The sequence below is a fragment of the Micromonospora sp. NBRC 110009 genome, assembly GCF_030518795.1.
Lineage (GTDB): Bacteria > Actinomycetota > Actinomycetes > Mycobacteriales > Micromonosporaceae > Micromonospora.
Genome location: NZ_CP130427.1, coordinates 2,540,529 through 2,561,713 on the forward strand (window position 1 = coordinate 2,540,529; position 21,185 = coordinate 2,561,713).

Here is a 21,185-nt window from a genome sequence, read left to right on the forward strand (position 1 = left end):
GGCCATGGGAAAGCTGACAGTGGGTGCGCTGCGCGCCGTGCTCGTGGTGGTGCTCGCCGGCACCGTGTTCGTGCAGGCATTGATGGTGTGGGCGTTGGCCACCGACCCGGAGGACGGGTCGCTTCCGCTGACCCCGCTGCGCGTGATCACGATCCTGGGCATGGTGTCGGTCCAGGTCGCCCTGGTCTGCGTATGGCGGCTGGTGACGATGGTGCGACGCGGAACCGTGTTCTCCCACGCCGCCTTCCGGTACGTGGACGTCGTGATCGGCGCGATCGTGGCGGCGGCCCTCGTGTGGTTCGCGGTCACGATCCTCAATGCTCCGGGCCAGCGGGCCGACCCCGGCATCACCGTCATCATGGGCGGGGTTGGCGTGGCCATCCTGGGGGTCGCGCTCATCGTGCTCGTGCTGCGGATGCTGCTCGCCCAGGCCGTCGCGCGCGACGTCGAAGCGGCGCAGATGCAGGCCGAGTTGGACGAGGTGATCTGATGCCGATCGCCGTCGACATCGACGTGATGCTGGCCAGGCGGAAGATGTCCGTGGGCGAGCTCGCGGACCGCGTCGGGATCACGCCCGCCAACCTGGCGGTACTCAAGAACGGCCGCGCCAAAGCGGTGCGCTTCGCGACGCTCGCCGCGCTCTGCGAGGTGCTCAAGTGCCAGCCGGGCGACCTGCTGCGCTGGGAGGCCGAGGACGCCGCGGGCGAATGACGTGCCCCAGGGCGGGCGTGGAAACGCCTGGCACCACCGGCCCGTGACACGGCTAGGCGTCTTCTGTGGATAGACGACTGGCGGAATCAGCCCTCGTCACGGTGTCCTCCGGTGCACGCCGGGTGAGCACCAAGGGGGCGTCCTCGGTGATGGCGATCGTGTGCTCGGAGTGGGCCGTGCGTGAGCCGTCGGCCGACCGGATGGTCCAGCCGTCGGCGTCATAGACGATCCGGTCGGTCGTGCGGGCGAACCAGGGTTCGAGCGCGAGGGTCAGGCCCGGCCGGAGCGTGAGGCCGCGCCCTGCCCGGCCCTTGTTCGAAACGTGGGGCTCCTCGTGCATGGTGCGGCCGAGGCCGTGGCCACCGAACTCGGTGTTGACCGGATAGCCGTAGTCGTGGGCTACCGCCCAGATGGCCGCCGAGATGTCACCCAGGCGGTTGCCCGGACGCGCCATCTCGATCGCCGCCTCCAACGCTTCCTCGGTGGCGCGGATGATCCGCAGGTCCTCCTCGGCGGCGGTCCCGACGACGACCGTGCGCGCCGAGTCGGCCACCCAGCCGTCGACGCTGACCGCGAGGTCCGCGCTGAGTACGTCGCCGTCACGCAGCGTGTAGTCGTGGGGTAGGCCGTGCAGGACGGCGTCGTTGACCGACAGGCAGATGACGTTGCGGAACGGGCCGCGTCCAAAGGACGGCGCGTAGTCCCAGTAGCACGACTCCGCCCCGCGCCGTTTGATCATGCCGCGCACGTGGTGTTCCAGGTCCAGGAGGTTGACGCCCACGTCGGCGAGCTGGCCGACCTCGGAGAGCACCTCGGCGACGAAACGCCCGGCCACGTGCATGCATTGGATCTCCGCAGGCGTCTTCAGTTCAATCACGAATACCTCGCGTCACAGGGCATTGGTATAGTTATACCGGCACGCTAACACTTGCCGGTATAGTAATACCAGCCATATCCTGGGAGCATGGTCCGCCAACCGCTCACACCTGAGCAGATCGAAGCCGGCAGGCGTCTCGGCGCCCTGCTGCGCCACGCGCGAGCGGGACGCGACCTGGCGGAGGTCGCGCATGCGGCTGGCATCTCGCCGGAAACCCTGCGCAAGATCGAGACCGGACGACTACCCTCTCCCGGATTTGGCACGATCATCTGCCTCGGTGAGGCGCTCAACCTGCCGGTTCAGGAGTTGGCAGCCACCTGGCGTGGCAGCGACCTACCGCTGGAAGCCGTCTCGTAGCCGCTGCTCCACCCGTCCACGGACTCGGCGTGCGTCGGCGTCAGCCGACCCGCCAACCGGCCGGGTCGACACCGCCGGGCACCGGCGCCGCCGGGCCGTAGGGCTGCCGGGTGAAGACGAAGGTGCCGAGATCAAGGTGGCTCACCGCGTGGCGAGCCGGTGGACCAGCGCACGTCTGGTATCGGGTAGCAGGTCCGTCTGGATCGGCGACATGCGGGCAAACCTACCGGGCCGTCGCACGGCCCGGAGCGGTCGGACGTCGGTGACGGGTTCGAGACCGGCAGATCCGCGCCGGACCGTACTGAGCAGGTGGTCAGGCGGTCCAGACCGGGTACCCGGCGGCCAGGGCGGCGGCCTGGTACGCCGGCGGCACGGTGTCCTCGGCGACCACCTCCACCGGCCACTTCTCCTGCAGCGAGGTCCACAGGCTGGACGTCAGGCCGGAGTGCGCCTTGAGTTCGTCCGTGCCCTCGGCCACCGGCAGCACGTACACCCACGTCGGTCCGTTGGGGGCGCCGTCGAAGGAATCGCGCCAGGCCCGACGCAGCCGCTGACCGCCGTGCCGCGGGGCCTCCGCGGACAGGAGGCTGTCCGCCCGGGACGGGTCGGGGGCGGTGGCCGGGCCGGTCGAGCTGAACCGGTACGGCGGCGATGACAGCTCGGCGACGACCGGCACGTTGCGCAGGTCCGGGCTGTCCGGGTCGCCGAGGAAGGAGCGGATCAGGTCGTGTTCCTCGGCGGTGATGCCCACGTGCTCGTACGCCAGGTTGAGCAGGAGGGTCGCGTCGGCGAGGTCCCACTCACCCGCGGCGTACTGGTCGCGCACGGCGCCCAGGGTGTCGTCGGACAGCCGGCCGGCGAGCCGGGCGCATACCTCGGTGACCGCCGCGTAGGTCTTCTCATCCATGGCGCTCACTTCTTCTTGTAGTCGCCGAGCACGGTGGTGGTGACGTTGCCCTGGGCGTCCTGGACCACCCTGACGATCTTGTTGCCCTTCGGGCCCTCCCACGTCCAGCTGCCGTCGCCGCCGACGTCAGGGTGACTGTAGCGGGGCGGATTGCTCATCGGCACGCCCTTGGGGGCGGGATTCGGCGCGGACGGGTTCGTGATGACGCCCGGGTCGTTGCCGTTCGGCGGGTAGGCCGTGCGGATCTCGCCGTTGGCCAGCACGGTCGTCTTGACCTCGACGCCGTCGACCCGACCCGTGTAGTCGTACGCCCACGCGGGATTGCCGTCAGCGTCCTTGGTCAGGTACGGCCCCTTCGCCGGCGGCCCCTGCTGCGTCACCTGGTGCGCCGCGTCGAGGATCTTCGGCCCGTCCCAGTCCTTCGGGAACTCCGTCTTCTTCGAGAAGCCGGTGCCCGCGAGGTGGCCACCCTGCCGCCCGCCGTCCCCCTCGAGGATGTGCTGCCTGGATGCGTCGCTGTGGTGGATGTCGTCCGCGCCGGGCGGCGCGGTCGGCTTGACGGACGGGTCGACCGTGCCGGGCTTCTGGGGGTTCTGGGTTCCCTGGTCGGACCCGCCCGGGCGACCCGCTTGCGCCTCCTGGGCGACGGTGTCCTGGGCCTGGCTGACGTTCTTGGGTACGTCGGTGGTGCTGCGCCGCCGACCTGAGGGGCTGCCGTTCTCGCCGTCGCCGTCACCGTCGCCCCGGGGGTGGGGCGGGTTCGGACCGTCGCCGTGCCCGCTACCGTGCGGCGTCTTGGGTCTCGCCATCGTCGGGTCAGCCGTCCAGGAGCTCGGAGAGGTTGGTCAGGCTGGTGATCAGGGCCATGACGTAGGTCAGGATGCGCCCGGCCCACTTGACGACGGCCGCCGCGATCTGCGAGGCGATCACCGGAATCGTGACCACGAAGATCGCCTCGACCGCCCACACGATGACGCGCGCGACCAGGTCGGCGATGAGGTCCCGGACGATGTCGCGGGTGAACATCACCAGGTTGTCGGCGGCCTGGGTGGCGGCGGCCATCGCGGCGGAGATCCCGCCGAGCCCGTTTATCGCCTCCACGTTGTGTTCCATCAGGTTGTGGTACGCGGTGGCGGCCCGCCCCTGCCAGTGCGGCATGTCCCCGTCCACGTAGGACTTGAGGTCGCTGGCCATGCTCTGCAGCGCGGCGGCCATGTTGTCCCAGGTGGCCGCATGGGAGGCCACCACGTCGGGCATGCCGGTGAGTTCGTCGAGGACCTGGCGCAGCGGCTCGAAGTACTCCATCGCCCAGCCCAGCCCGTTGGCGAGCAGCGCGCTGAAGGGATCCATCACGGTCGCGGCGACCTCGATGCCCAACGACGCGCCCGCGATCAGGTCGTCGACCCAGCCCTCGCTGTGGATGGCGTCGACCAGCCCCTGAACGCTGTCGGCCAGCGCCGCCCCGGTCCACGGCCTGCGGGTCGACTGGACGTCGGCGATCAGCGACGTGTCGCTCATTGCGCCGACCTCGTCAGCCCGCCACCCGCCTTGCGGATCGTGTCGTCGGCGTCGAGGTCGGCGTTGTCGTAGTTGTCGGCGGTCGTGCGCAGGCCCTTCGCGACCAGTGACAGGTTCTCCTCCACGTACGCGATGAGCTCGTCCTGCCGCTTGTGCCGGCCCTCCAGCACCGCGGAGATCCACCCGCAGAGCAGCCCGTACGCCGAGTCGTCCTGCGCGATGTGGGCGCTGGCGGTCTTGACCGCGTCGAAGCGCCCCCTCAGCAGGTCGAGGTTGCGGGCGTGCGTGCGGATCTGCTCCGCGTCGACCTCGAAACCGTCGGCCACGCCGTCACCACCGCCCGTACCGGTCGTCGGAGCCGGCCGCGGGGGGATCGGCGTCGCGCAGCTGCTGTCCCACCCGCTCGGCGACCGCGCGGGCCGCGGCCGACTCGGTGCCGACGGTGTCGGCGATGATCTCCTGCGTGCGGTCGGCCAGTTGCCGCCGGGCGGCCCGGATCGTGTCCATGATCGTTCTGGCGACGACGTCCGGCGCGACCCGGTGGATCCGCTGCCCCAACCGCAGGTCGACCAGGGCCCCGGTGGAGTCGATCGTGACCTCGGTCAGACCGTTGATGTCGGCCAGCATGACCCGCACCTCCTGGAGGCGGTCACTCATCGCCTTGGTGTCGGCCGCGAGCTGGTTGATCCGACCCTTCCACGCGGCGAGCCGTTGCACCGCGCCGTCCGGGTCGAGCAAGCCTCCCCCGTCTGGCACGCCGACCCCCTTGTGTCCCTGCGCGGTCACAAATCGTGATCTTCGATAACCGAGGAAGATTAACATGGAGCGCGCCGGCGCAGGGTCCACATCGGATCCCGTGCCGGGCGGGAGTGGAGACCATGACCACGGCACCCCAGTTGCTCGCCTTCGGCGGCGTGATCGTGCTCGGCGCCATCACCGCGGCCTGGTTCTTCGCCGTGGCGAGCCTGGTGGCCGCGCTGCGCCGGCTGATCTCCCGGTCGGCCGTGCGACGTGCCGCCGACGGGCTGAGCGGTGTCGTGCTCATCGGCCTGGGCGTCCGGCTCGCCCTCACCACCGCGAGGTAGACCGCCGGTCGATGAGCTGCCAGCGTTGCGCGGGCTAGGGTCCGGAGCATGAGCCTGCATCCCCGCGTCGTCACCGACGACTTCCCGGCCACCCTGCGTTTCTGGGCCGGTCTGCTCGGCGAGCCGGAGAAGGTGATCGCCGAGGTCGAGTACGCCAGCTTCGATCAGGGCGGCCAGACCGTGCTCGCCCTGCTGGGCCGGCGGGCCGCCGAGGCGGTGCTGCCGGTGGGCCGGGGGGACGGCGGAGTGCTGGTGGTGGTCCCGGTGCCGGACGTGGACGCCGTCGTGGCCGCGCTGCCGGACGGGACGGTCGTCGCCCCGCCCGCCGACCGACCGGGCTGGGGCATCCGCGCCGCCTACCTGCGGGATCCCGAGGGCAACCTCGTCGAGGTGCAGACCTGGCTGCCCCGCCGACAACACCCGGAGAACGCGACCGCCCCCGGACGCCGGAGCGTCCGGGAGCGGTCGGAGGTGGTTCGGTCACAGCCGCTCCGGCGTGCGGATCCCCAGTAGATACAGCCCCTGCCGCAGCACCCGGGCGGTCAGGTCACAGAGCACCAGCCGGCTGTCCCGGACCGGCCCGTCGGCCCGCAGCACCGGGCAGCGCTCGTAGAAGGCGCTGAACGCGGCGGCCAGCCGGTACAGGTAGGCGGCCAGGTGGTGGAACTCCAGGCTCTGCTCCACCTCGGTGATCACCGCCCCGAAGCCGACCAGCTCGAATGCGAGCGCCCGCTCGGCCGGCTCGGCCAGGCTGATCCCCGCGTCCGGCCGCGCGGCCACCCCGGCCCGCCGGAAGATCGACCGGATCCGCGAGTACGCGTACTGGAGGTAGGGCGCGGTGTTGCCGTCCAACGACAGCATCCGCTCCCAGTCCAGCACGTAGTCCTTGTGCCGATCGCTGGACAGGTCGGCGTCCTTGACCGCGCCGATGCCGACCGCCCGGCCCACCTCGCCCGCCTCCGCCTCGGCCAGCTCCGGGTTCCGCTCCCGGGCCAGCGCGGTGGCCCGGGCCACCGCCTCCTCGAGCAGGCCGACCAGCTTCACCGACTCCCCGGCCCGGCTACGCAGCATCCGTCCGTCCGGCCCGAGGATCGAGCCGAACCCGACGTGCTCCGCCCGGGCCGGCGGGACCAGCCAGCCGGCCTGCGCCGCCGCCGCGTACACCATCTCGAAGTGCCGGCGCTGCGGGAGCCCGACCACGTAGAGCAGCCGGGTGGCGCCCAGCGTCCCGGTCCGGTGCCGGATCGCGGCCAGGTCGGTCGCCGGGTAGCCGTATCCGCCGTCGGACTTGCGCACGATCAGCGGCAGCGGCTCGCCGTCCCGGCCCACCGACCCGGGCGGGAAGACGCATGCCGCGCCGGCGCTCTCCCGGAGCAGACCGAGCCGGTCCAGGTCCTCGACCACCGGGGCGAGCAGGTCGTTGTAGCTGCTCTCGCCGTGGAAGTCCCGCTCGGTCAGGGTCACGTCGAGCAGGTCGTAGACGGTCAGGAAATAGCGCTCGGACTGCTCGACCAGAAGCCGCCACAACCGCAGCGTCGCGGCGTCGCCGCCCTGCAACGCCACCACCCGCCGCCGGGACCGCTCGCGGAACGCCTCGTCGGCGTCGAACTTGACCCGGGCCGCCTTGTAGAAGGAATCCAGGTCACCCACGGAGAGCTCCTGCGCCGCCTCGGCCTCGCCCAGGTCGACCAGGTGCTCGATCAGCATGCCGAACGGCGTACCCCAGTCGCCCAGGTGGTTGGCCCGGACCACCCGGTGCCCCAGCCAGTCCAGCAGCCGGGCAGCCGCGTCGCCGATCACCGTCGAGCGCAGGTGCCCGACGTGCATCTCCTTCGCCACGTTCGGCGCCGAGTAGTCGACCACCACGGTCTCCGGCTCGGCCGCCAACGGGACCCCGAGTCGCGGGTCGGCGGCCAGCGCGGAGACCAGCCCACCCAGCGCGCCGTCGGCGACCGTCAGGTTGAGGAATCCCGGCCCGGAGACCTCCGCCGCGGCGCACACGTCGGCCAGCTCCGCGCGGTTCAGCACCGCTGCGGCGATCTCGCGCGGCGGCCGGCCGAGCCGCCGGGCCAGCGCCAGCGCCGCGTCGGACTGGAAGTCCGCGCGCTGCGAGCGCCGCACGACCGGATCCACCGGCCCGCCCGCCACCGTCGAGAACGCCGGCGCCAGCCGGGCGGTCAGCAGTTTTTCCAGATCCATGGGTACGCCGATCTCGCTCGGATCCGCCTCGCGCGGATCTCCGGACTCGGGATGCGGGCGGACCGAGGACGATCGGGATGACCGGCGGCTCGATCCGCCGGTCGCAAGAGAAAAGTGCTCAGCGCAGGCGGTCGCGGGACCGCCGGCGTCGCAGCGCGCCGACCCGAACGTCGGGGGACGTCGGCTGGAGGGCGTGCGAGCTGGTCACGCGAGCAGCCTAACCGGCCGGCCCGGGGACGGCGCAAGGCCGTATCCCCGGACCGACCGACCCGCGTACGCGGATCGTCAGGCCGGCGTGGCGACGGCCTTGCGGTACCGCTCGGCCCGCCGCCGCACCTGGGTGTACGCGCTGGTGAGGCCCATCGCCCGGCGGACCTCGACGAGCGTGCGGTGCACCTCGGCCCGGGTCCGTTCGGTGCCCTGGAAGATCAGCTCGTCGACCAGGCCGCTCGCGGCCTCGAATCGGGCCCGCCGCTCCCGGACCGGGTCGAGGAACCGCTTGAGCGCGACCGCCAGCGCCTCCTTGACCTCGACGTCACCGACCCGGCCGGCCCGGTAGCGCGCCTTCAGCTCCTCGACCTGCGCCCGGTCCGGGTTGAACACGTCGTGGTACGCGAACACCGGGTTCCCCTCCACCGTCCCGGGCACGTCGGCGCGGACCCGCTTCGGGTCGGTGTACATCCCCATCACCTTGCGGCGCACGGTCGCCGGATCGTCGGAGAGCGCGATGGCGTTTCCCCTGCTCTTGCTCATCTTGCCCGAGCCGTCGGTGCCGACCAGGGTGGACGTCTCGGACATGATCAGCTCGGGCACCGGGAAGACCTCGCCGTACAGGTGGTTGAAGCGCCGGGCGATCTCCCGGGTCACCTCGACGTGCGCCGCGTTGTCCTTGCCCACCGGGACGACCTGTCCCTTCACGCAGAGGATGTCGGCGGCCTGGAGGACGGGGTACCCGAGCAGGCCGTACGGCATCTCGTCCTTGCCGGCGTCCCGGGCCATCTCCTTGAGCGACGGGACGCGCTCCAGCCGGGGCACGGTGACCAGGTTCTGGAAGAGGGTGTTCAGGTCGCCGACCTCGGGGATCGCCGACTGGAGGTAGAAGGTGGCCCGCTCCGGCTCGACGCCGGCGGCGAGGATGTCGGTGACCATCTCGCGGGCGTTGCGGGAGACCTGCTCGATGTCCTGCCGGCTGTTCCGGGTGGTGAGCATGTGCAGATCGGCGATGATGAAGAAGCTCTCGTACCGCTGGTGCAGCCGGACCCGGTTGGCGATGCTGCCGACGTAGTGGCCCAGGTGCAGCCGCCCGGTCGGGCGGTCGCCGGTGAGCATCCGTGAAGCGGACATGGTGGTACGCCTTTCGTGCCGAAAGAGAAGGTGGAAGGGCGCGCGGGCGCGCGGAAGTGACCCGGGGATGTGCCCGGATCAGTGGAGTCGGCTCGTCAGAGCGCGAACCGCCATCGCCCGCCGGCGCGGAACCGCAACCCACCGGCACGGAGTACGTCGAGGATCTGCTTCCGACCGTCGTCGGCGCGGCCCGGGAGAACCGGAGCGGCAGCCACCGGGAGACCGTCGACGGTCTCCGGGACGCAGGTGCTCGGCCGGACCATGCCTGACACGGTAGCCGCTCGACCGCCGTGCCGCCTGCCCCCTGCCTCACACCCGCTCGGCTCAGTGCCGGCGGTAGCTCTCGGCGTAGTAGCTGCCCACCCGGTCCCGGTAGTCGGGCTGGTCGAAGTCGTCCGGATCGAAGGCCGGCGAGTCCTTCACCTGGTCGCGGGTGCGGTCCACGTGCACCACGCGGTCCAGGTGGTCGACCCGCGCCACCGTGCCGGCCGGCAGCAGCACCTTCCTCCCGAAGATCCACGGGCCGGTGTCCACCACCAGGTACCGGGCGCCGGCCTCCCCGCTCGCCCGGTCGACCGACCCGATCCGGCCGTCGGTCGCCTCGACCCGGTAGCCGGTCAGGTCGATCGGGGTGCCCGGACCGGGTGCGTCCGGACCGTCGTCGCTGGTGCCCGCCGTCCGCTGCCGGGGCACCTCGTCCGGGCTGGTCTGGTCGTAGCCGCCGGCGAGGGCGGACGGATCCCGCCAGGTCCACGGGTTGAACGGCTGCACGGCACACCTCCGATGTCGTCAGGTCGACCACGGAAACAGTGCCCGGAGATCGAATGGCGGAAACAACCTCGCAATTTTTCGTTCACGACCGACCGTTCCTGCGAGAAACCTCATATTCGCCTCGCCCCGCCTCGGGCACGCGCTGCCGCCCAGGTGGCGGGGGGTGCACCGGCCGATCGGCACACGGGTTGGCGGGCCGCAGTGTTCGCCGCGCACATTCGTTCGGCCCCTCGGTCGCGACCATTCTGGTCCGCGTCCGGCAGCTGGCAGGAAAGGGAGTGCAGATGCGGCGGAGCATGAGACGAATCGGATTCATGGCGGCGGTGGCGGCCGTACTGGTGGGGGCGCTGGGCGCCGGAGCCCGGGCCGGCGTCGTCAACCCGTACACCCCGGAGGCACTCTGCGGGCTCGGCTTCACCGCCGTCGACCAGGATCCGATCCACGACGCCGCGACCGGTCAACTGCTCGGCACGGTCCACCTGCTGCGCAACCCCTTCACCGGGTACGGCTGCACGGTCACCCTCAAGTCCGCGTACGTCGGCGCGCTCACCCGTACCCAGGTCTACCTGGACCCGGAGTCGATCTCCTTCGCCGTCGACGACGGCAACCGGCTCTACGCCGCGGGCCCGGTCTACGGGTACCTCAACGGCGGCTGCGCGATCTGGGGTGGCCTGATAGTGGACGCCTCCGGCGCTGTGCACCGCCACGACCGGGCGAACCCGGCGATCGGCGGGGCGGTCACCTGCTTCTGAGCGGGTGCGGCGGGCCGGCTACCCGGCGGGTAGCCGGCCCGCGGTTACCGTCGCCGGCTCCAGCGGGGCAGCCGGGAGGACCGTCGGGTGTACGAGCTGGAGCCGGCGCCCCGATCCGGGATGGGCTCCACCCGGGCCGGCGCTGGCATACTGGCCAGCCATGGTGCTCTCGCGTGGCTGGTCCCTCTTCCTGGTCGGCGTCGGGGTCTGGACCTGGGTGATCTGGCCGAGGTTCGCGGTCGCCATCTGGAACGACCCGCGCTCCTGGTCGACGGGCACCGTCGGCGAGGGTGGGGCCACGAGCTTCCTCTGGGTGCACGCCCTGCTGATCGCCGCCTCGCTCGCGATCGGGACGGCCGTCGGCGTGCTGGGTGTCAGGGGATGGCGGGCCGCCCGCCGGGTCCACCCACCCGCCTGACCGCCCGTGCGCCCTGTCTGAACAGGGAAGATAGCCGCGGGGTGATGATGTGACGCGGGACGCTGCCCGCGGATTTGACGTTCAAACCCGCAGACGCGTAACTTTCTCTCTGCCAGCGCGGAACGGGGCAAACGGGACGAAAGCCCGGGAGTGCCGGACCGGACTGGCACCGGGTCGGAGGGGAGCACAGCTCCTGGAAGACGCGGTCCGGGCGGAGCTCGCCGGAAACGCCGCAGGGCGGATTTGGCGGAGCGAAACCGACCGGGTAAGGTTGACGACCGGCAGGGCACCGGGCGAGCTCGCGGGAGGCCGCGGCGGCCGGCCTGCCAAATCCGATGATCAAGCGTGGTGGTTCGCCGCTGCGCGTGCTCAGCGGCGCTGACCCGTATGAAGCATGACAGACCGGGACACACGGTTTGACACGGCAGAGACGGTGAGGTAACGTAGTAAAAGTGCCCGGCGCGAGAGCGGCGGGTGTGGTTGGACGAAATGCCCCGGTCGGGGGTCCTCCTGGTGGGGGTTTCCGGATGGTGTGTGGTTGTTCTTTGAGAACTCAACAGGGTGCTTGATAAGCCAGTGCCAAATTGATTTATTACCCCGGACTGGTCGAGCCTTTTGGTTTGGCTGGTTGGGATTCCTTTGGCAACACTTTTGTTGTCAGGACATGTTTTCAACAAGTTTTTGTTGGAGAGTTTGATCCTGGCTCAGGACGAACGCTGGCGGCGTGCTTAACACATGCAAGTCGAGCGGAAAGGCCCTTCGGGGTACTCGAGCGGCGAACGGGTGAGTAACACGTGAGCAACCTGCCCTAGGCTTTGGGATAACCCCGGGAAACCGGGGCTAATACCGAATAGGACCACCGGCCGCATGGCTGGTGGTGGAAAGTTTTTCGGCCTGGGATGGGCTCGCGGCCTATCAGCTTGTTGGTGGGGTGATGGCCTACCAAGGCGACGACGGGTAGCCGGCCTGAGAGGGCGACCGGCCACACTGGGACTGAGACACGGCCCAGACTCCTACGGGAGGCAGCAGTGGGGAATATTGCACAATGGGCGGAAGCCTGATGCAGCGACGCCGCGTGAGGGATGACGGCCTTCGGGTTGTAAACCTCTTTCAGCAGGGACGAAGCGTAAGTGACGGTACCTGCAGAAGAAGCGCCGGCCAACTACGTGCCAGCAGCCGCGGTAAGACGTAGGGCGCGAGCGTTGTCCGGATTTATTGGGCGTAAAGAGCTCGTAGGCGGCTTGTCGCGTCGACTGTGAAAACCCGCAGCTCAACTGCGGGCCTGCAGTCGATACGGGCAGGCTAGAGTTCGGTAGGGGAGACTGGAATTCCTGGTGTAGCGGTGAAATGCGCAGATATCAGGAGGAACACCGGTGGCGAAGGCGGGTCTCTGGGCCGATACTGACGCTGAGGAGCGAAAGCGTGGGGAGCGAACAGGATTAGATACCCTGGTAGTCCACGCTGTAAACGTTGGGCGCTAGGTGTGGGGGGCCTCTCCGGTTCCCTGTGCCGCAGCTAACGCATTAAGCGCCCCGCCTGGGGAGTACGGCCGCAAGGCTAAAACTCAAAGGAATTGACGGGGGCCCGCACAAGCGGCGGAGCATGCGGATTAATTCGATGCAACGCGAAGAACCTTACCTGGGTTTGACATGGCCGCAAAACCGGCAGAGATGTCGGGTCCTTCGGGGGCGGTCACAGGTGGTGCATGGCTGTCGTCAGCTCGTGTCGTGAGATGTTGGGTTAAGTCCCGCAACGAGCGCAACCCTCGTTCGATGTTGCCAGCGCGTTATGGCGGGGACTCATCGAAGACTGCCGGGGTCAACTCGGAGGAAGGTGGGGATGACGTCAAGTCATCATGCCCCTTATGTCCAGGGCTTCACGCATGCTACAATGGCCGGTACAATGGGCTGCGATACCGTGAGGTGGAGCGAATCCCAAAAAGCCGGTCTCAGTTCGGATCGGGGTCTGCAACTCGACCCCGTGAAGTCGGAGTCGCTAGTAATCGCAGATCAGCAACGCTGCGGTGAATACGTTCCCGGGCCTTGTACACACCGCCCGTCACGTCACGAAAGTCGGCAACACCCGAAGCCGGTGGCCCAACCCGTAAGGGAGGGAGCCGTCGAAGGTGGGGCTGGCGATTGGGACGAAGTCGTAACAAGGTAGCCGTACCGGAAGGTGCGGCTGGATCACCTCCTTTCTAAGGAGCACCTTCACCCGAAAGGGTGCAGGAGCCCGCACCGCCCGAATGTGGTGGTGGGGTGCTCGATGGCGGAGACACTGGCGAGTCTTTCCCTGGCAACGGCCGGGTTCCTTCTAGTACGGCCACCTCGTGTGGTGTGGAACGAAGTCCTGGTGCGGCTGGGGAGGATGTAGAGCACCCTGTTGGGTCCTGAAGGAACAACCATCGGTTGTCTTTCAGAGCCTTGTGACGAGCGGTCAGCTCGTCGGGCGCCAGGCATGACCTGGTGTGGCATACCGCCGGCGGTTGTCGGGTTTGGTGTCACGCGGTTCGGGTTGTGGGTTGGTCGTTTGTTGAGAATTGCACAGTGGACGCGAGCATCTTTGTGGTCAAGTTGTCAAGGGCGAACGGTGGATGCCTTGGCACCAGGAGCCGATGAAGGACGTGGGAGGCCGCGATAGGCCTGGGGGAGCTGTCAACCAAGCTGTGATCCCAGGGTGTCCGAATGGGGAAACCCGGCACCAGTCATGTGGTGTCACCCGCACCTGAACACATAGGGTGTGTGGGGGGAACGCGGGGAAGTGAAACATCTCAGTACCCGTAGGAAGAGAAAACAAATAGTGATTCCGTGAGTAGTGGCGAGCGAAAGCGGATTGAGGCTAAACCGGCTGCGTGTGATACCTGTCAGGGGTTGCGTGGTCGGGGTTGTGGGACCCTGCGAAACAAGCTGACACTTGTTTGAGGAGTTACAAAGCCAGCTGCTAGCCGAATGGTGTGGAAAAGCCAACCGTAGGCGGTGATAGTCCGGTAGGTGAAAGTGGCTGGTCTCCTGTGGGTGTTCCCGAGTAGCGGCGGACCCCTGAAATCTGCCGTGAATCTGCCAGGACCACCTGGTAAGCCTAAATACTTCCTGGTGACCGATAGCGGACGAGTACCGTGAGGGAATGGTGAAAAGTACCCCGGGAGGGGAGTGAAATAGTACCTGAAACCGTTCGCCTACAATCCGTCGGAGCCTTGCGGGGTGACGGCGTGCCTTTTGAAGAATGAGCCTGCGAGTTAGTGGCATGTGGCGAGGTTAACCCGTGTGGGGGAGCCGTAGCGAAAGCGAGTCTGAATAGGGCGTATTCAGTCGCATGCTCTAGACCCGAAGCGGAGTGATCTAGCCATGGGCAGGCTGAAGCGCGGGTAAGACCGCGTGGAGGGCCGAACCCACCAACGTTGAAAAGTTGGGGGATGACCTGTGGTTAGGGGTGAAAGGCCAATCAAACTCCGTGATAGCTGGTTCTCCCCGAAATGCATTTAGGTGCAGCGTCGCGTGTTTCTTGCCGGAGGTAGAGCACTGGATGGTCTAGGGGGCCCACAAGCTTACCGAAATCAGCCAAACTCCGAATGCCGGTAAGTGAGAGCGCGGCAGTGAGACTGCGGGGGATAAGCTTCGTAGTCGAGAGGGAAACAGCCCAGATCACCAGCTAAGGCCCCTAAGCGTGTGCTAAGTGGAAAAGGATGTGGGGTCGCATAGACAACCAGGAGGTTGGCTTAGAAGCAGCCACCCTTTAAAGAGTGCGTAATAGCTCACTGGTCAAGTGGTTCCGCGCCGACAATGTAGCGGGGCTCAAGCACACCGCCGAAGCTGTGGCATTCACATTTCAACCTCGCTTGGACTTGATTCCTTGTGCAGGTGTGTGGATGGGTAGGGGAGCGTCGTGCCGGGGGTGAAGCAACGGGGTGACCTAGTTGTGGACGCGGCACGAGTGAGAATGCAGGCATGAGTAGCGAAAGAAGGGTGAGAAACCCTTCCGCCGGATGACCAAGGGTTCCAGGGCCAGGCTAATCCGCCCTGGGTGAGTCGGGACCTAAGGCGAGGCCGAGAGGCGTAGTCGATGGACAACGGGTTGATATTCCCGTACCCGCGAAAGAGCGACCCTGACGAACCTCGTTGTGCTAACCACCCGAACCGTGGATGACCTTCGGGTCTGAAGCGGCGAGCGTGGGAACCTGACGGGTAGTAGTCAAGCGATGGGGTGACGCAGGAAGGTAGCTGATCCCGGCCGGTGGTTGTGCCGGGGTAAGCGTGTAGGCCGTGCTGTAGGCAAATCCGCAGCACACATAGGCTGAGACGTGATGCCGAGCCGATTCAGGTGAAGTCAGTGATCCTATGCTGCCGAGAAAAGCCTCTAGCGAGTTCTTAGCGGCCCGTACCCCAAACCGACACAGGTGGTCAGGTAGAGAATACCGAGGCGATCGGGCGAACTGTGGTTAAGGAACTCGGCAAATTGCCCCCGTAACTTAGGGAGAAGGGGGGCCGGAGACGTGAAGCCCCGCGCGGGTGGAGCGTTGTATGGCCGCAGAGAGCAGGGGGAAGCGACTGTTTACTAAAAACACAGGTCCATGCGAAGAAGTAATTCGATGTATATGGACTGACGCCTGCCCGGTGCTGGAACGTTAAGGGGACCTGTTAGCTCTTCGGGGCGAAGCGGAGAACTTAAGCGCCAGTAAACGGCGGTGGTAACTATAACCATCCTAAGGTAGCGAAATTCCTTGTCGGGTAAGTTCCGACCTGCACGAATGGCGTAACGACTTCCCCACTGTCTCAACCACAGGCCCGGCGAAATTGCATTACGAGTAAAGATGCTCGTTACGCGCGGCAGGACGGAAAGACCCCGGGACCTTTACTATAGCTTGACATTGGTACTTGAGTTAGCTTGTGTAGGATAGGTGGGAGCCGGTGAAGCTCGCACGCCAGTGCGGGTGGAGGCAATCTTGAAATACCACTCTGGTTGATTTGGGTATCTAACTTCGGACCGTTATCCGGTTCAGGGACAGTGTCTGGTGGGTAGTTTAACTGGGGCGGTTGCCTCCTAAAGGGTAACGGAGGCGCCCAAAGGTTCCCTCAGCCTGGTTGGCAATCAGGTGTTGAGTGCAAGTGCACAAGGGAGCTTGACTGTGAGACTGACAGGTCGAGCAGGGACGAAAGTCGGGACTAGTGATCCGGCACTGGCATGTGGAAGCGGTGTCGCTCAACGGATAAAAGGTACCCCGGGGATAACAGGCTGATCTTCCCCAAGAGTCCATATCGACGGGATGGTTTGGCACCTCGATGTCGGCTCGTCGCATCCTGGGGCTGTAGCAGGTCCCAAGGGTTGGGCTGTTCGCCCATTAAAGCGGTACGCGAGCTGGGTTTAGAACGTCGTGAGACAGTTCGGTCCCTATCCGCCGTGCGCGTAGGATACTTGAGAAGGGCTGTCCCTAGTACGAGAGGACCGGGACGGACGAACCTCTGGTGTGCCAGTTGTCCCGCCAGGGGCACGGCTGGTTAGCTACGTTCGGAAGGGATAACCGCTGAAAGCATCTAAGCGGGAAGCTCGCTTCAAGATGAGGTATCCCACCACCTTCGGGTGGGTAAGGCCCCCAGCTAGACGACTGGGTTGATAGGCCGGAAATGTAAGCCCGGTAACGGGTTCAGTTGACCGGTACTAATAGGCCGAGGACTTGACTACCAAGCTGCTACGCGTCCACTGTGCAACTCTGAACGAGCGAACAACCATCGATCGGTTGTTTTGACATGTTCATAGAGTTACGGCGGTCATGGCGGAGGGGAAACGCCCGGTAACATTCCGAACCCGGAAGCTAAGCCCTCCAGCGCCGATGGTACTGCACTCGTGAGGGTGTGGGAGAGTAGGACACCGCCGGACAATCTTTCCAGTCAGGGTCACCCTCCAGGGTGACCCTGACTGCGTTTATCGACCCTATTCACGGCCCCCTGAGACACCACCACGGCCTTCGGCGAATGCCCGCGGACGAGCGGCCGGTTCTCGTACCGTCGGGACGGGACCACTCCGGGGCGCCGAGCCTCTGGACGGTGGCGGGAAACGTGATGTGGGGTACGCGCCAGCCATGATCGGGGCGCACCGGTCGGGGTACCTGCTGATGGTTCGACCGGAACTGACCGCCAGGCGTTGGCGGAGGCAGGAGTGGTCATGGAGATCGGAATCATCGGGTCTGGACACGTCGGTGGCACGCTGACCCGTCGCCTGCGGGCGCTGGGCCACCACGTCACGGTGGCCAACTCGCGCGGGCCGCAGAGCCTGACCGACCTCGCAACGGAGACCGGAGCCCGGGCCGGCACCCTGGAGGACGCCACGCAGGGGGCGGAACTGGTGGTCATCGCCGTACCGCTGAAGGCGGTGCCGGACCTGCCCGCGGCGCTCTTCGACGGCAAGATCGTAATCGACGCGGACAACTACTATCCGCAGCGCGACGGGGAGATCCCCGAGCTGCTCGACCGCAGCCTCAGCTCCAGCCGGTGGACCGCGGACCACCTCAAGGGTGCCCAGGTGGTGAAGGTGTTCAACAACATCCAGGCGCCGCACCTGATGGACAACGGCAGGCCGGCCGGCGCCCCGGACCGGATCGCGCTGCCGGTCGCGGCCGACGACGCCGACGCCAAGCGGGCCGTCATGGCGCTCGTGGACGACCTGGGCTTCGACCCGGTGGACGCCGGCACGCTCGACGAGAGCTGGCGGCAGCAGCCCGACACCCCCGTCTACGGCACCGATCGCGACGCCAAGGGCGTACGCGAGGGGCTGGCCGCGGCGCGGCCCTGATCGGGCGTACGACGAAAGAAAGCCCCGCCGGCGATGCGCCTGGCGGGGCCTTCTCGTGCATGCCTGCGGCGGACGTCAGGCGGGCGGCTGGGGACCGCAGACGAACCGGGGCTCCGGGTCGTAGCGCCAGCTGAACTTCTCCCGCTTGACCACCTTGCCGTCCTTCTTGATGACCCGGTAGGCGTCTTGGGCGAAGCCCACGCTGCCCTCGGCGGAGATGCAGTCGGGGCCGGGCTCCAGGTAGACCGTCCGCGGCTGGGTGATGTCGCGGCGGGGACCGTACTCGGTCTTGACGCTGTCGTAGATCCGGGTGCTCCAGATCGAAACGGTGATCGTGCCGGAGGTGTACGAGGTGTCGATGAGGACGCCGTACGGGGTGTTGTTGCGGAACTTGAAGTCCAGCTGCGGCCAGTAGATGGTCGACTCGATGACGGCCGGGTAGCGGCTGAAGTAGAACGAGTGCGGCTTGTGCTCCACGTCCTCCAGCCCGGCGTAGTAGGTCGCGTTGAACAGCGTCGTGGTGAACTGCGAGACGCCGCCGCCGACGCCCGGCACCAACTTGCCGTTCACGATGGTCGGCGCGTCCTGGTAGCCCTGGTCGTAGCCGCGCTCGCCGGTGTGACCGTTGAGGGAGAACGTCTCGCCCGGCTGCACGAGTGCGCCGTCGACGTCCTTGGCCGCCTGGACGATGTTCTGGCTGCGGGGGGAGGAGAGGCCGCCGGGAAACCGGGTGGTGAAGGTGGAGACCCGTTCCTTGATGCCCAGATCGGCCAGCTTCGCCTCGGTCAGCTCCGGCTGGGCCGGCTTCAGCTCCGCGGTAACCGTGCGGCCCTCGGCCTTCGGCAGGACGGCGAGCAGATCCCGGCTGAGCGTGGCCGTGTCGACCTGCCGGCCGGCCCGGCCCGGCACCACCTTCGGCGTGCCGCCGACGATGGTCAGGCCGGCGTCCTTCGGCGCCACCTCGACCTTCGCCAGCCCGTCGCCGAGGGCGCCCCGCAGGCGCTTGACGTCGACGCGGGGAGTCAGCTTGCCCGCGTCGTCCGCCGAGAAGCGCAGGCTGCGGGCGATGGCGGCGGGCGGGATGCTGACCGAGCCCCGGTCGGTGGAGAGGCGGACGGGAGCGGCGACGGCCGGCCTGGCCAGCTCGGTGACGAGGCGGTCCACCTCCTCCCGGCTGGTCGCCGGCCACTTCTCGACCAGCGGCACGGTGACCGGCCGCCCAGCGAGCCAGCTCGCCTTCACCGCGTCGGCCGCGCCGCTCTGATCGGCGGTCAGCGCCGGCTTCGGGTAGACCGGCTTCGGAGTGGTGCCGGTGAAGATGATGGCCGGCATGGTCATTTCCCGGCCCTGGTCGCCCACGGCCCGGCGCAGCACCGCGTCCAGCCGGGCGGCGTCGACGGTCACCACCGGGTCGACCGCACGGGAGCCGAACAGCCGGCTCACCGCGTGCGCCTCGGCGGCGGCCGCCGCCGCCACGGTGGCCTCCACGTCGATCGCGAGGCCGAGGTCGGCGGGCTTCACCTGGAGGCTCCGCACCTCGGAGGTCTTCTCGCCCACGGTGACCGTGATCGGCGCGCTCAGCGCCGCCGCGCGGCGGTCCAGCTCGGCCTGCAGCGCCCGGGCCGCCTCGGCCCGGCTCCGGCCACCCAGCTCGGCGCCGAGCACGGTGGTGCCGCGCGGGACGTCTCCGGCGTACGCCCAGGTGCCGGCGCCGACGCCGGCGGCCAGCACGGCCGCGGTGAGACCACCGGCGAGCAGGAACCGGCCCCGTCGGAACCAGGCGCGCCCGGCGGGCCGGGCCGGTGTGACGGCGGGATCCGGCTCGTCACCCGGCCAGCTCACCGCGGTGACCTTCACGGTGGGCCGGTCGTCGGCGGGCGGGAGCTTTTCCCCGTACAGCGTCACAGCAACCTCGATCGGAAGGACCACGCGGGGATCTCTTCCCCGCTTGGAGGACACCTACGGTAACCAACGCGCGAGCCGGTCGGGAGTCTCCGTCCAACCCTGCTCGGCGCAGCGTGTCGACCGGTCGGCGCGGTGTCACGGCGATCACCGGACCCGGGCGTCCGCCGGGACGGCGGTCGTGCGACGGTGTGCGGGTGCGGACGGATGAGCTGGGCCTGGCGTACGGCGGAGGGTGGCTGGACCGGGCGGGCGCGTTGCGTGCCGACCCGGGCTGGATCGCCGACCGGCTGACCGACCGGGAGAGCGTGCTGCTGCCGTTCTGGCAGGACCGCTGCCTGGTGTCGGCGGAGCGGTCGCCGGTGCGGTTGCCGGCGGTCGAGGCGGCCGGGTTGCTCGGTGACGCCGACGAGACGGTATTCCTCGGCCTGGACTCGGGCCGGGCGGTCTTCGCCGCTGACCTGTCCGGCCGGGCCGAGCGGGAGGCGCTCGAGCTCGCCGGCGCGGCGGAGGCGGTGGACGTCCGGGCCCTGGTGGGCGGGCTGGGGGCGGCCGACGCGGCCGTCCAGGCGTACGCGAAGGGGTTGCTGCACTGGCACCGGGGTCAGCGGTACTGCGGTGGCTGCGGGGCGGCGACGGAGGCGCGGGACGGCGGGCACACCCGTTCGTGCACCGGCCCCGGCTGCGGGCGGCTGCTGTTCCCGCGGATCGAGCCGGCGGTGATCGTGCTGGTGGAGTCGCCCGGCGAACCCGGGCGCTGCCTGCTGGCCCGGCACCGGGGCGCGCCGGAGGGGTCCTGGTCGACGCTGGCCGGGTTCGTGGAGGTCGGCGAGAGTCTGGAGGACGCGGTACGCCGGGAGCTGGCCGAGGAGGCCGGAGTGACGGTGGCCGGGATGGCGTACCAGGGGTCGCAGGCGTGGCCGTTCCCGGCGGGGCTGATGGTCGGTTTCCGGGCGACGGCGACCTCGACGGAGGTCCGGGTGGACGGCGAGGAGCTGGTGGACGCGCGCTGGTTCACCCGGGAGGAGTTGCGGGCCCGGGTGGCGGAGGGGCGCTCACTGGGTCGGATCGATTCGATCGATCATCACCTGCTGGCGTCCTGGGTGGACCGGCGGAGCTGACCGCCCGCCGACCGGTCAGCCAGCTCCGCCGGACGGGTGATGGCCGACTCACCCTCAGCGGTTTGTCAGGCCCTCGTTACCGAACTGTGATTTGTGTCCGTCATCGCTACCACAGGTGAAACAGGATGGCCTCGGTGTCGTAATCGGGACGGTTTGTTCTGGACTTGTCGCCGCCAGGGTGTTAACCCTTGGTAATCGCGGGCGATCTTGATATCACGATTGTGTTACCCGTCAGTAGCAAGGGGCTTGTGAGGTGTGTCGCTTCGCGAGAGCATCCAATCCGCGTAGTGCGCGGCCCGTCGGCACAACGGTCGCCGCGCCGCCCGCAGCTTTCCCCGTCCCGAGTCGCGACCCGCGCCGGTGACGCACCCCCGTCGAGGAGGACCTGTGAGTGAATCGGAAGACCGCCAGGTGAGTGGCGGCACCCGCTGGCGTCGCTT

Annotated in this window: 20 protein-coding genes and 3 rRNA genes; 12 read left to right on the forward strand and 11 right to left on the reverse strand. The window is 68.1% G+C overall.

Annotated features, from left to right (window positions below):
- Window positions 1-4: 4 nt before the first annotated feature.
- Window positions 5-490, forward strand: a complete 486-nt coding sequence (locus tag Q2K19_RS12140) for a DUF2975 domain-containing protein (RefSeq protein WP_302770669.1) — start codon at window positions 5-7, stop codon at window positions 488-490.
- Entirely contained in the window at window positions 490-711 is a 222-nt protein-coding gene (locus tag Q2K19_RS12145) for a helix-turn-helix domain-containing protein (RefSeq protein WP_057613216.1), read from the forward strand. Before Q2K19_RS12140 ends, Q2K19_RS12145 begins: the two co-directional genes overlap by 1 nt.
- Window positions 712-763: 52 nt before the next feature.
- Here Q2K19_RS12145 and map read toward each other — a convergent pair whose 3' ends face one another.
- Window positions 764-1,588: a type I methionyl aminopeptidase gene (map, locus tag Q2K19_RS12150; protein ID WP_302770678.1), complete on the reverse strand. Its 825-nt coding sequence runs from the start codon at window positions 1,586-1,588 to the stop codon at window positions 764-766.
- An 87-nt stretch (window positions 1,589-1,675) separates the two neighbouring features.
- On the opposite strand from map, the gene Q2K19_RS12155 reads away from it, so the two are divergent.
- Window positions 1,676-1,945 (forward strand): helix-turn-helix domain-containing protein, encoded by a 270-nt coding sequence (locus tag Q2K19_RS12155; RefSeq protein WP_302770682.1) that lies wholly within the window; start codon window positions 1,676-1,678, stop codon window positions 1,943-1,945.
- Window positions 1,946-2,258: 313 nt separating this feature from the next.
- On the opposite strand, the gene Q2K19_RS12160 is transcribed toward Q2K19_RS12155, so the two are convergent.
- From Q2K19_RS12160 to Q2K19_RS12180, 5 genes are read right to left on the reverse strand one after another with little or no spacing between them, the layout of a single operon-like run.
- Entirely contained in the window at window positions 2,259-2,852 is a 594-nt protein-coding gene (locus Q2K19_RS12160) for a hypothetical protein (RefSeq protein WP_302770685.1), read from the reverse strand.
- A 5-nt stretch (window positions 2,853-2,857) separates the two neighbouring features.
- A complete protein-coding gene (locus Q2K19_RS12165; protein WP_302770688.1) occupies window positions 2,858-3,661 on the reverse strand; it encodes an EndoU domain-containing protein in 804 nt (267 codons plus the stop codon).
- Between the two features lie 7 nt (window positions 3,662-3,668).
- Complete coding sequence (locus Q2K19_RS12170; protein WP_302770691.1) at window positions 3,669-4,370, reverse strand: WXG100 family type VII secretion target; 702 nt, start codon at window positions 4,368-4,370, stop codon at window positions 3,669-3,671.
- Window positions 4,367-4,696: a type VII secretion target gene (locus Q2K19_RS12175; protein WP_302770693.1), complete on the reverse strand. Its 330-nt coding sequence runs from the start codon at window positions 4,694-4,696 to the stop codon at window positions 4,367-4,369. The genes Q2K19_RS12170 and Q2K19_RS12175 overlap by 4 nt, the downstream gene beginning before the upstream one ends.
- Window positions 4,697-4,700: 4 nt before the next feature.
- Window positions 4,701-5,126 carry a YbaB/EbfC family nucleoid-associated protein gene (locus Q2K19_RS12180; protein ID WP_302770696.1) on the reverse strand — a complete coding sequence of 142 codons (426 nt, stop codon included), beginning with the start codon at window positions 5,124-5,126 and terminating at the stop codon, window positions 4,701-4,703.
- Window positions 5,127-5,248: 122 nt separating this feature from the next.
- Between Q2K19_RS12180 and Q2K19_RS12185 the strand changes: the two genes are divergently transcribed.
- On the forward strand, window positions 5,249-5,455 hold the full coding sequence (locus Q2K19_RS12185) for a LysE family transporter (protein WP_302770699.1): 207 nt from the start codon (window positions 5,249-5,251) through the stop codon (window positions 5,453-5,455).
- A gap of 48 nt (window positions 5,456-5,503) precedes the next feature.
- The gene (locus Q2K19_RS12190; protein ID WP_302770701.1) at window positions 5,504-5,968 is read left to right on the forward strand and encodes a VOC family protein; all 465 of its coding nucleotides are present in this window, start codon (window positions 5,504-5,506) and stop codon (window positions 5,966-5,968) included.
- Here Q2K19_RS12190 and argS read toward each other — a convergent pair.
- From argS to Q2K19_RS12210, 4 genes are all read right to left on the reverse strand, one after another.
- Complete coding sequence (gene argS / locus Q2K19_RS12195; RefSeq protein WP_302770704.1) at window positions 5,936-7,654, reverse strand: arginine--tRNA ligase; 1,719 nt, start codon at window positions 7,652-7,654, stop codon at window positions 5,936-5,938. The genes Q2K19_RS12190 and argS overlap by 33 nt on opposite strands.
- A gap of 285 nt (window positions 7,655-7,939) precedes the next feature.
- On the reverse strand, window positions 7,940-8,998 hold the full coding sequence (gene trpS, locus Q2K19_RS12200) for a tryptophan--tRNA ligase (protein ID WP_302770707.1): 1,059 nt from the start codon (window positions 8,996-8,998) through the stop codon (window positions 7,940-7,942).
- Window positions 8,999-9,093: 95 nt separating this feature from the next.
- Window positions 9,094-9,261: a hypothetical protein gene (locus Q2K19_RS12205; RefSeq protein ID WP_302770709.1), complete on the reverse strand. Its 168-nt coding sequence runs from the start codon at window positions 9,259-9,261 to the stop codon at window positions 9,094-9,096.
- A gap of 61 nt (window positions 9,262-9,322) precedes the next feature.
- The gene (locus Q2K19_RS12210; RefSeq protein ID WP_302770711.1) at window positions 9,323-9,769 is read right to left on the reverse strand and encodes a PRC-barrel domain-containing protein; all 447 of its coding nucleotides are present in this window, start codon (window positions 9,767-9,769) and stop codon (window positions 9,323-9,325) included.
- A gap of 296 nt (window positions 9,770-10,065) precedes the next feature.
- Here Q2K19_RS12210 and Q2K19_RS12215 point away from each other — a divergent pair, with 296 nt between their 5' ends.
- The 6 genes from Q2K19_RS12215 (at window position 10,066) to Q2K19_RS12240 (ending at window position 17,722) form a co-directional block, all read left to right on the forward strand.
- Window positions 10,066-10,521: a hypothetical protein gene (locus Q2K19_RS12215; protein ID WP_302770713.1), complete on the forward strand. Its 456-nt coding sequence runs from the start codon at window positions 10,066-10,068 to the stop codon at window positions 10,519-10,521.
- A gap of 160 nt (window positions 10,522-10,681) precedes the next feature.
- Window positions 10,682-10,939 carry an SCO4848 family membrane protein gene (locus tag Q2K19_RS12220; protein WP_302770715.1) on the forward strand — a complete coding sequence of 86 codons (258 nt, stop codon included), beginning with the start codon at window positions 10,682-10,684 and terminating at the stop codon, window positions 10,937-10,939.
- Window positions 10,940-11,620: 681 nt separating this feature from the next.
- Window positions 11,621-13,136, forward strand: a 16S ribosomal RNA gene (locus tag Q2K19_RS12225).
- A gap of 369 nt (window positions 13,137-13,505) precedes the next feature.
- Window positions 13,506-16,615: ribosomal RNA gene (locus tag Q2K19_RS12230) — 23S ribosomal RNA — on the forward strand.
- A gap of 78 nt (window positions 16,616-16,693) precedes the next feature.
- A 5S ribosomal RNA gene (gene rrf / locus Q2K19_RS12235) occupies window positions 16,694-16,810 on the forward strand.
- Together the 16S, 23S and 5S rRNA genes form the textbook arrangement of a ribosomal RNA operon.
- A 285-nt stretch (window positions 16,811-17,095) precedes the next feature.
- Entirely contained in the window at window positions 17,096-17,722 is a 627-nt protein-coding gene (locus Q2K19_RS12240; RefSeq protein WP_302770717.1) for an NADPH-dependent F420 reductase, read from the forward strand.
- 75 nt (window positions 17,723-17,797) lie between these two features.
- On the opposite strand, the gene Q2K19_RS12245 is transcribed toward Q2K19_RS12240, so the two are convergent.
- Window positions 17,798-19,627, reverse strand: coding sequence for a VanW family protein (locus Q2K19_RS12245; protein ID WP_302770720.1), 1,830 nt, complete (start codon window positions 19,625-19,627; stop codon window positions 17,798-17,800).
- 194 nt (window positions 19,628-19,821) lie between these two features.
- Between Q2K19_RS12245 and nudC the strand changes: the two genes are divergently transcribed.
- Window positions 19,822-20,745, forward strand: a complete 924-nt coding sequence (gene nudC / locus Q2K19_RS12250; protein WP_302770721.1) for an NAD(+) diphosphatase — start codon at window positions 19,822-19,824, stop codon at window positions 20,743-20,745.
- Window positions 20,746-21,185: the final 440 nt, after the last annotated feature.

Bases quoted from the DNA above. Each gene is read 5' to 3' on its own strand.
- Q2K19_RS12185 (WP_302770699.1), top strand. From the start codon at position 5,249: ATGACCACGGCACCCCAGTTGCTCGCCTTCGGCGGCGTGATCGTGCTC.
- argS (WP_302770704.1), bottom strand. From the start codon at position 7,654: ATGGATCTGGAAAAACTGCTGACCGCCCGGCTGGCGCCGGCGTTCTCG.
- Q2K19_RS12240 (WP_302770717.1), top strand. From the start codon at position 17,096: ATGGAGATCGGAATCATCGGGTCTGGACACGTCGGTGGCACGCTGACC.
- Q2K19_RS12215 (WP_302770713.1), top strand. From the start codon at position 10,066: ATGAGACGAATCGGATTCATGGCGGCGGTGGCGGCCGTACTGGTGGGG.
- Q2K19_RS12170 (WP_302770691.1), bottom strand. From the start codon at position 4,370: ATGAGCGACACGTCGCTGATCGCCGACGTCCAGTCGACCCGCAGGCCG.
- Q2K19_RS12220 (WP_302770715.1), top strand. From the start codon at position 10,682: ATGGTGCTCTCGCGTGGCTGGTCCCTCTTCCTGGTCGGCGTCGGGGTC.
- Q2K19_RS12145 (WP_057613216.1), top strand. From the start codon at position 490: ATGCCGATCGCCGTCGACATCGACGTGATGCTGGCCAGGCGGAAGATG.
- trpS (WP_302770707.1), bottom strand. From the start codon at position 8,998: ATGTCCGCTTCACGGATGCTCACCGGCGACCGCCCGACCGGGCGGCTG.
- Q2K19_RS12160 (WP_302770685.1), bottom strand. From the start codon at position 2,852: ATGGATGAGAAGACCTACGCGGCGGTCACCGAGGTATGCGCCCGGCTC.
- Q2K19_RS12155 (WP_302770682.1), top strand. From the start codon at position 1,676: ATGGTCCGCCAACCGCTCACACCTGAGCAGATCGAAGCCGGCAGGCGT.
- Q2K19_RS12190 (WP_302770701.1), top strand. From the start codon at position 5,504: ATGAGCCTGCATCCCCGCGTCGTCACCGACGACTTCCCGGCCACCCTG.
- Q2K19_RS12165 (WP_302770688.1), bottom strand. From the start codon at position 3,661: ATGGCGAGACCCAAGACGCCGCACGGTAGCGGGCACGGCGACGGTCCG.
- Q2K19_RS12205 (WP_302770709.1), bottom strand. From the start codon at position 9,261: ATGGTCCGGCCGAGCACCTGCGTCCCGGAGACCGTCGACGGTCTCCCG.
- Q2K19_RS12140 (WP_302770669.1), top strand. From the start codon at position 5: ATGGGAAAGCTGACAGTGGGTGCGCTGCGCGCCGTGCTCGTGGTGGTG.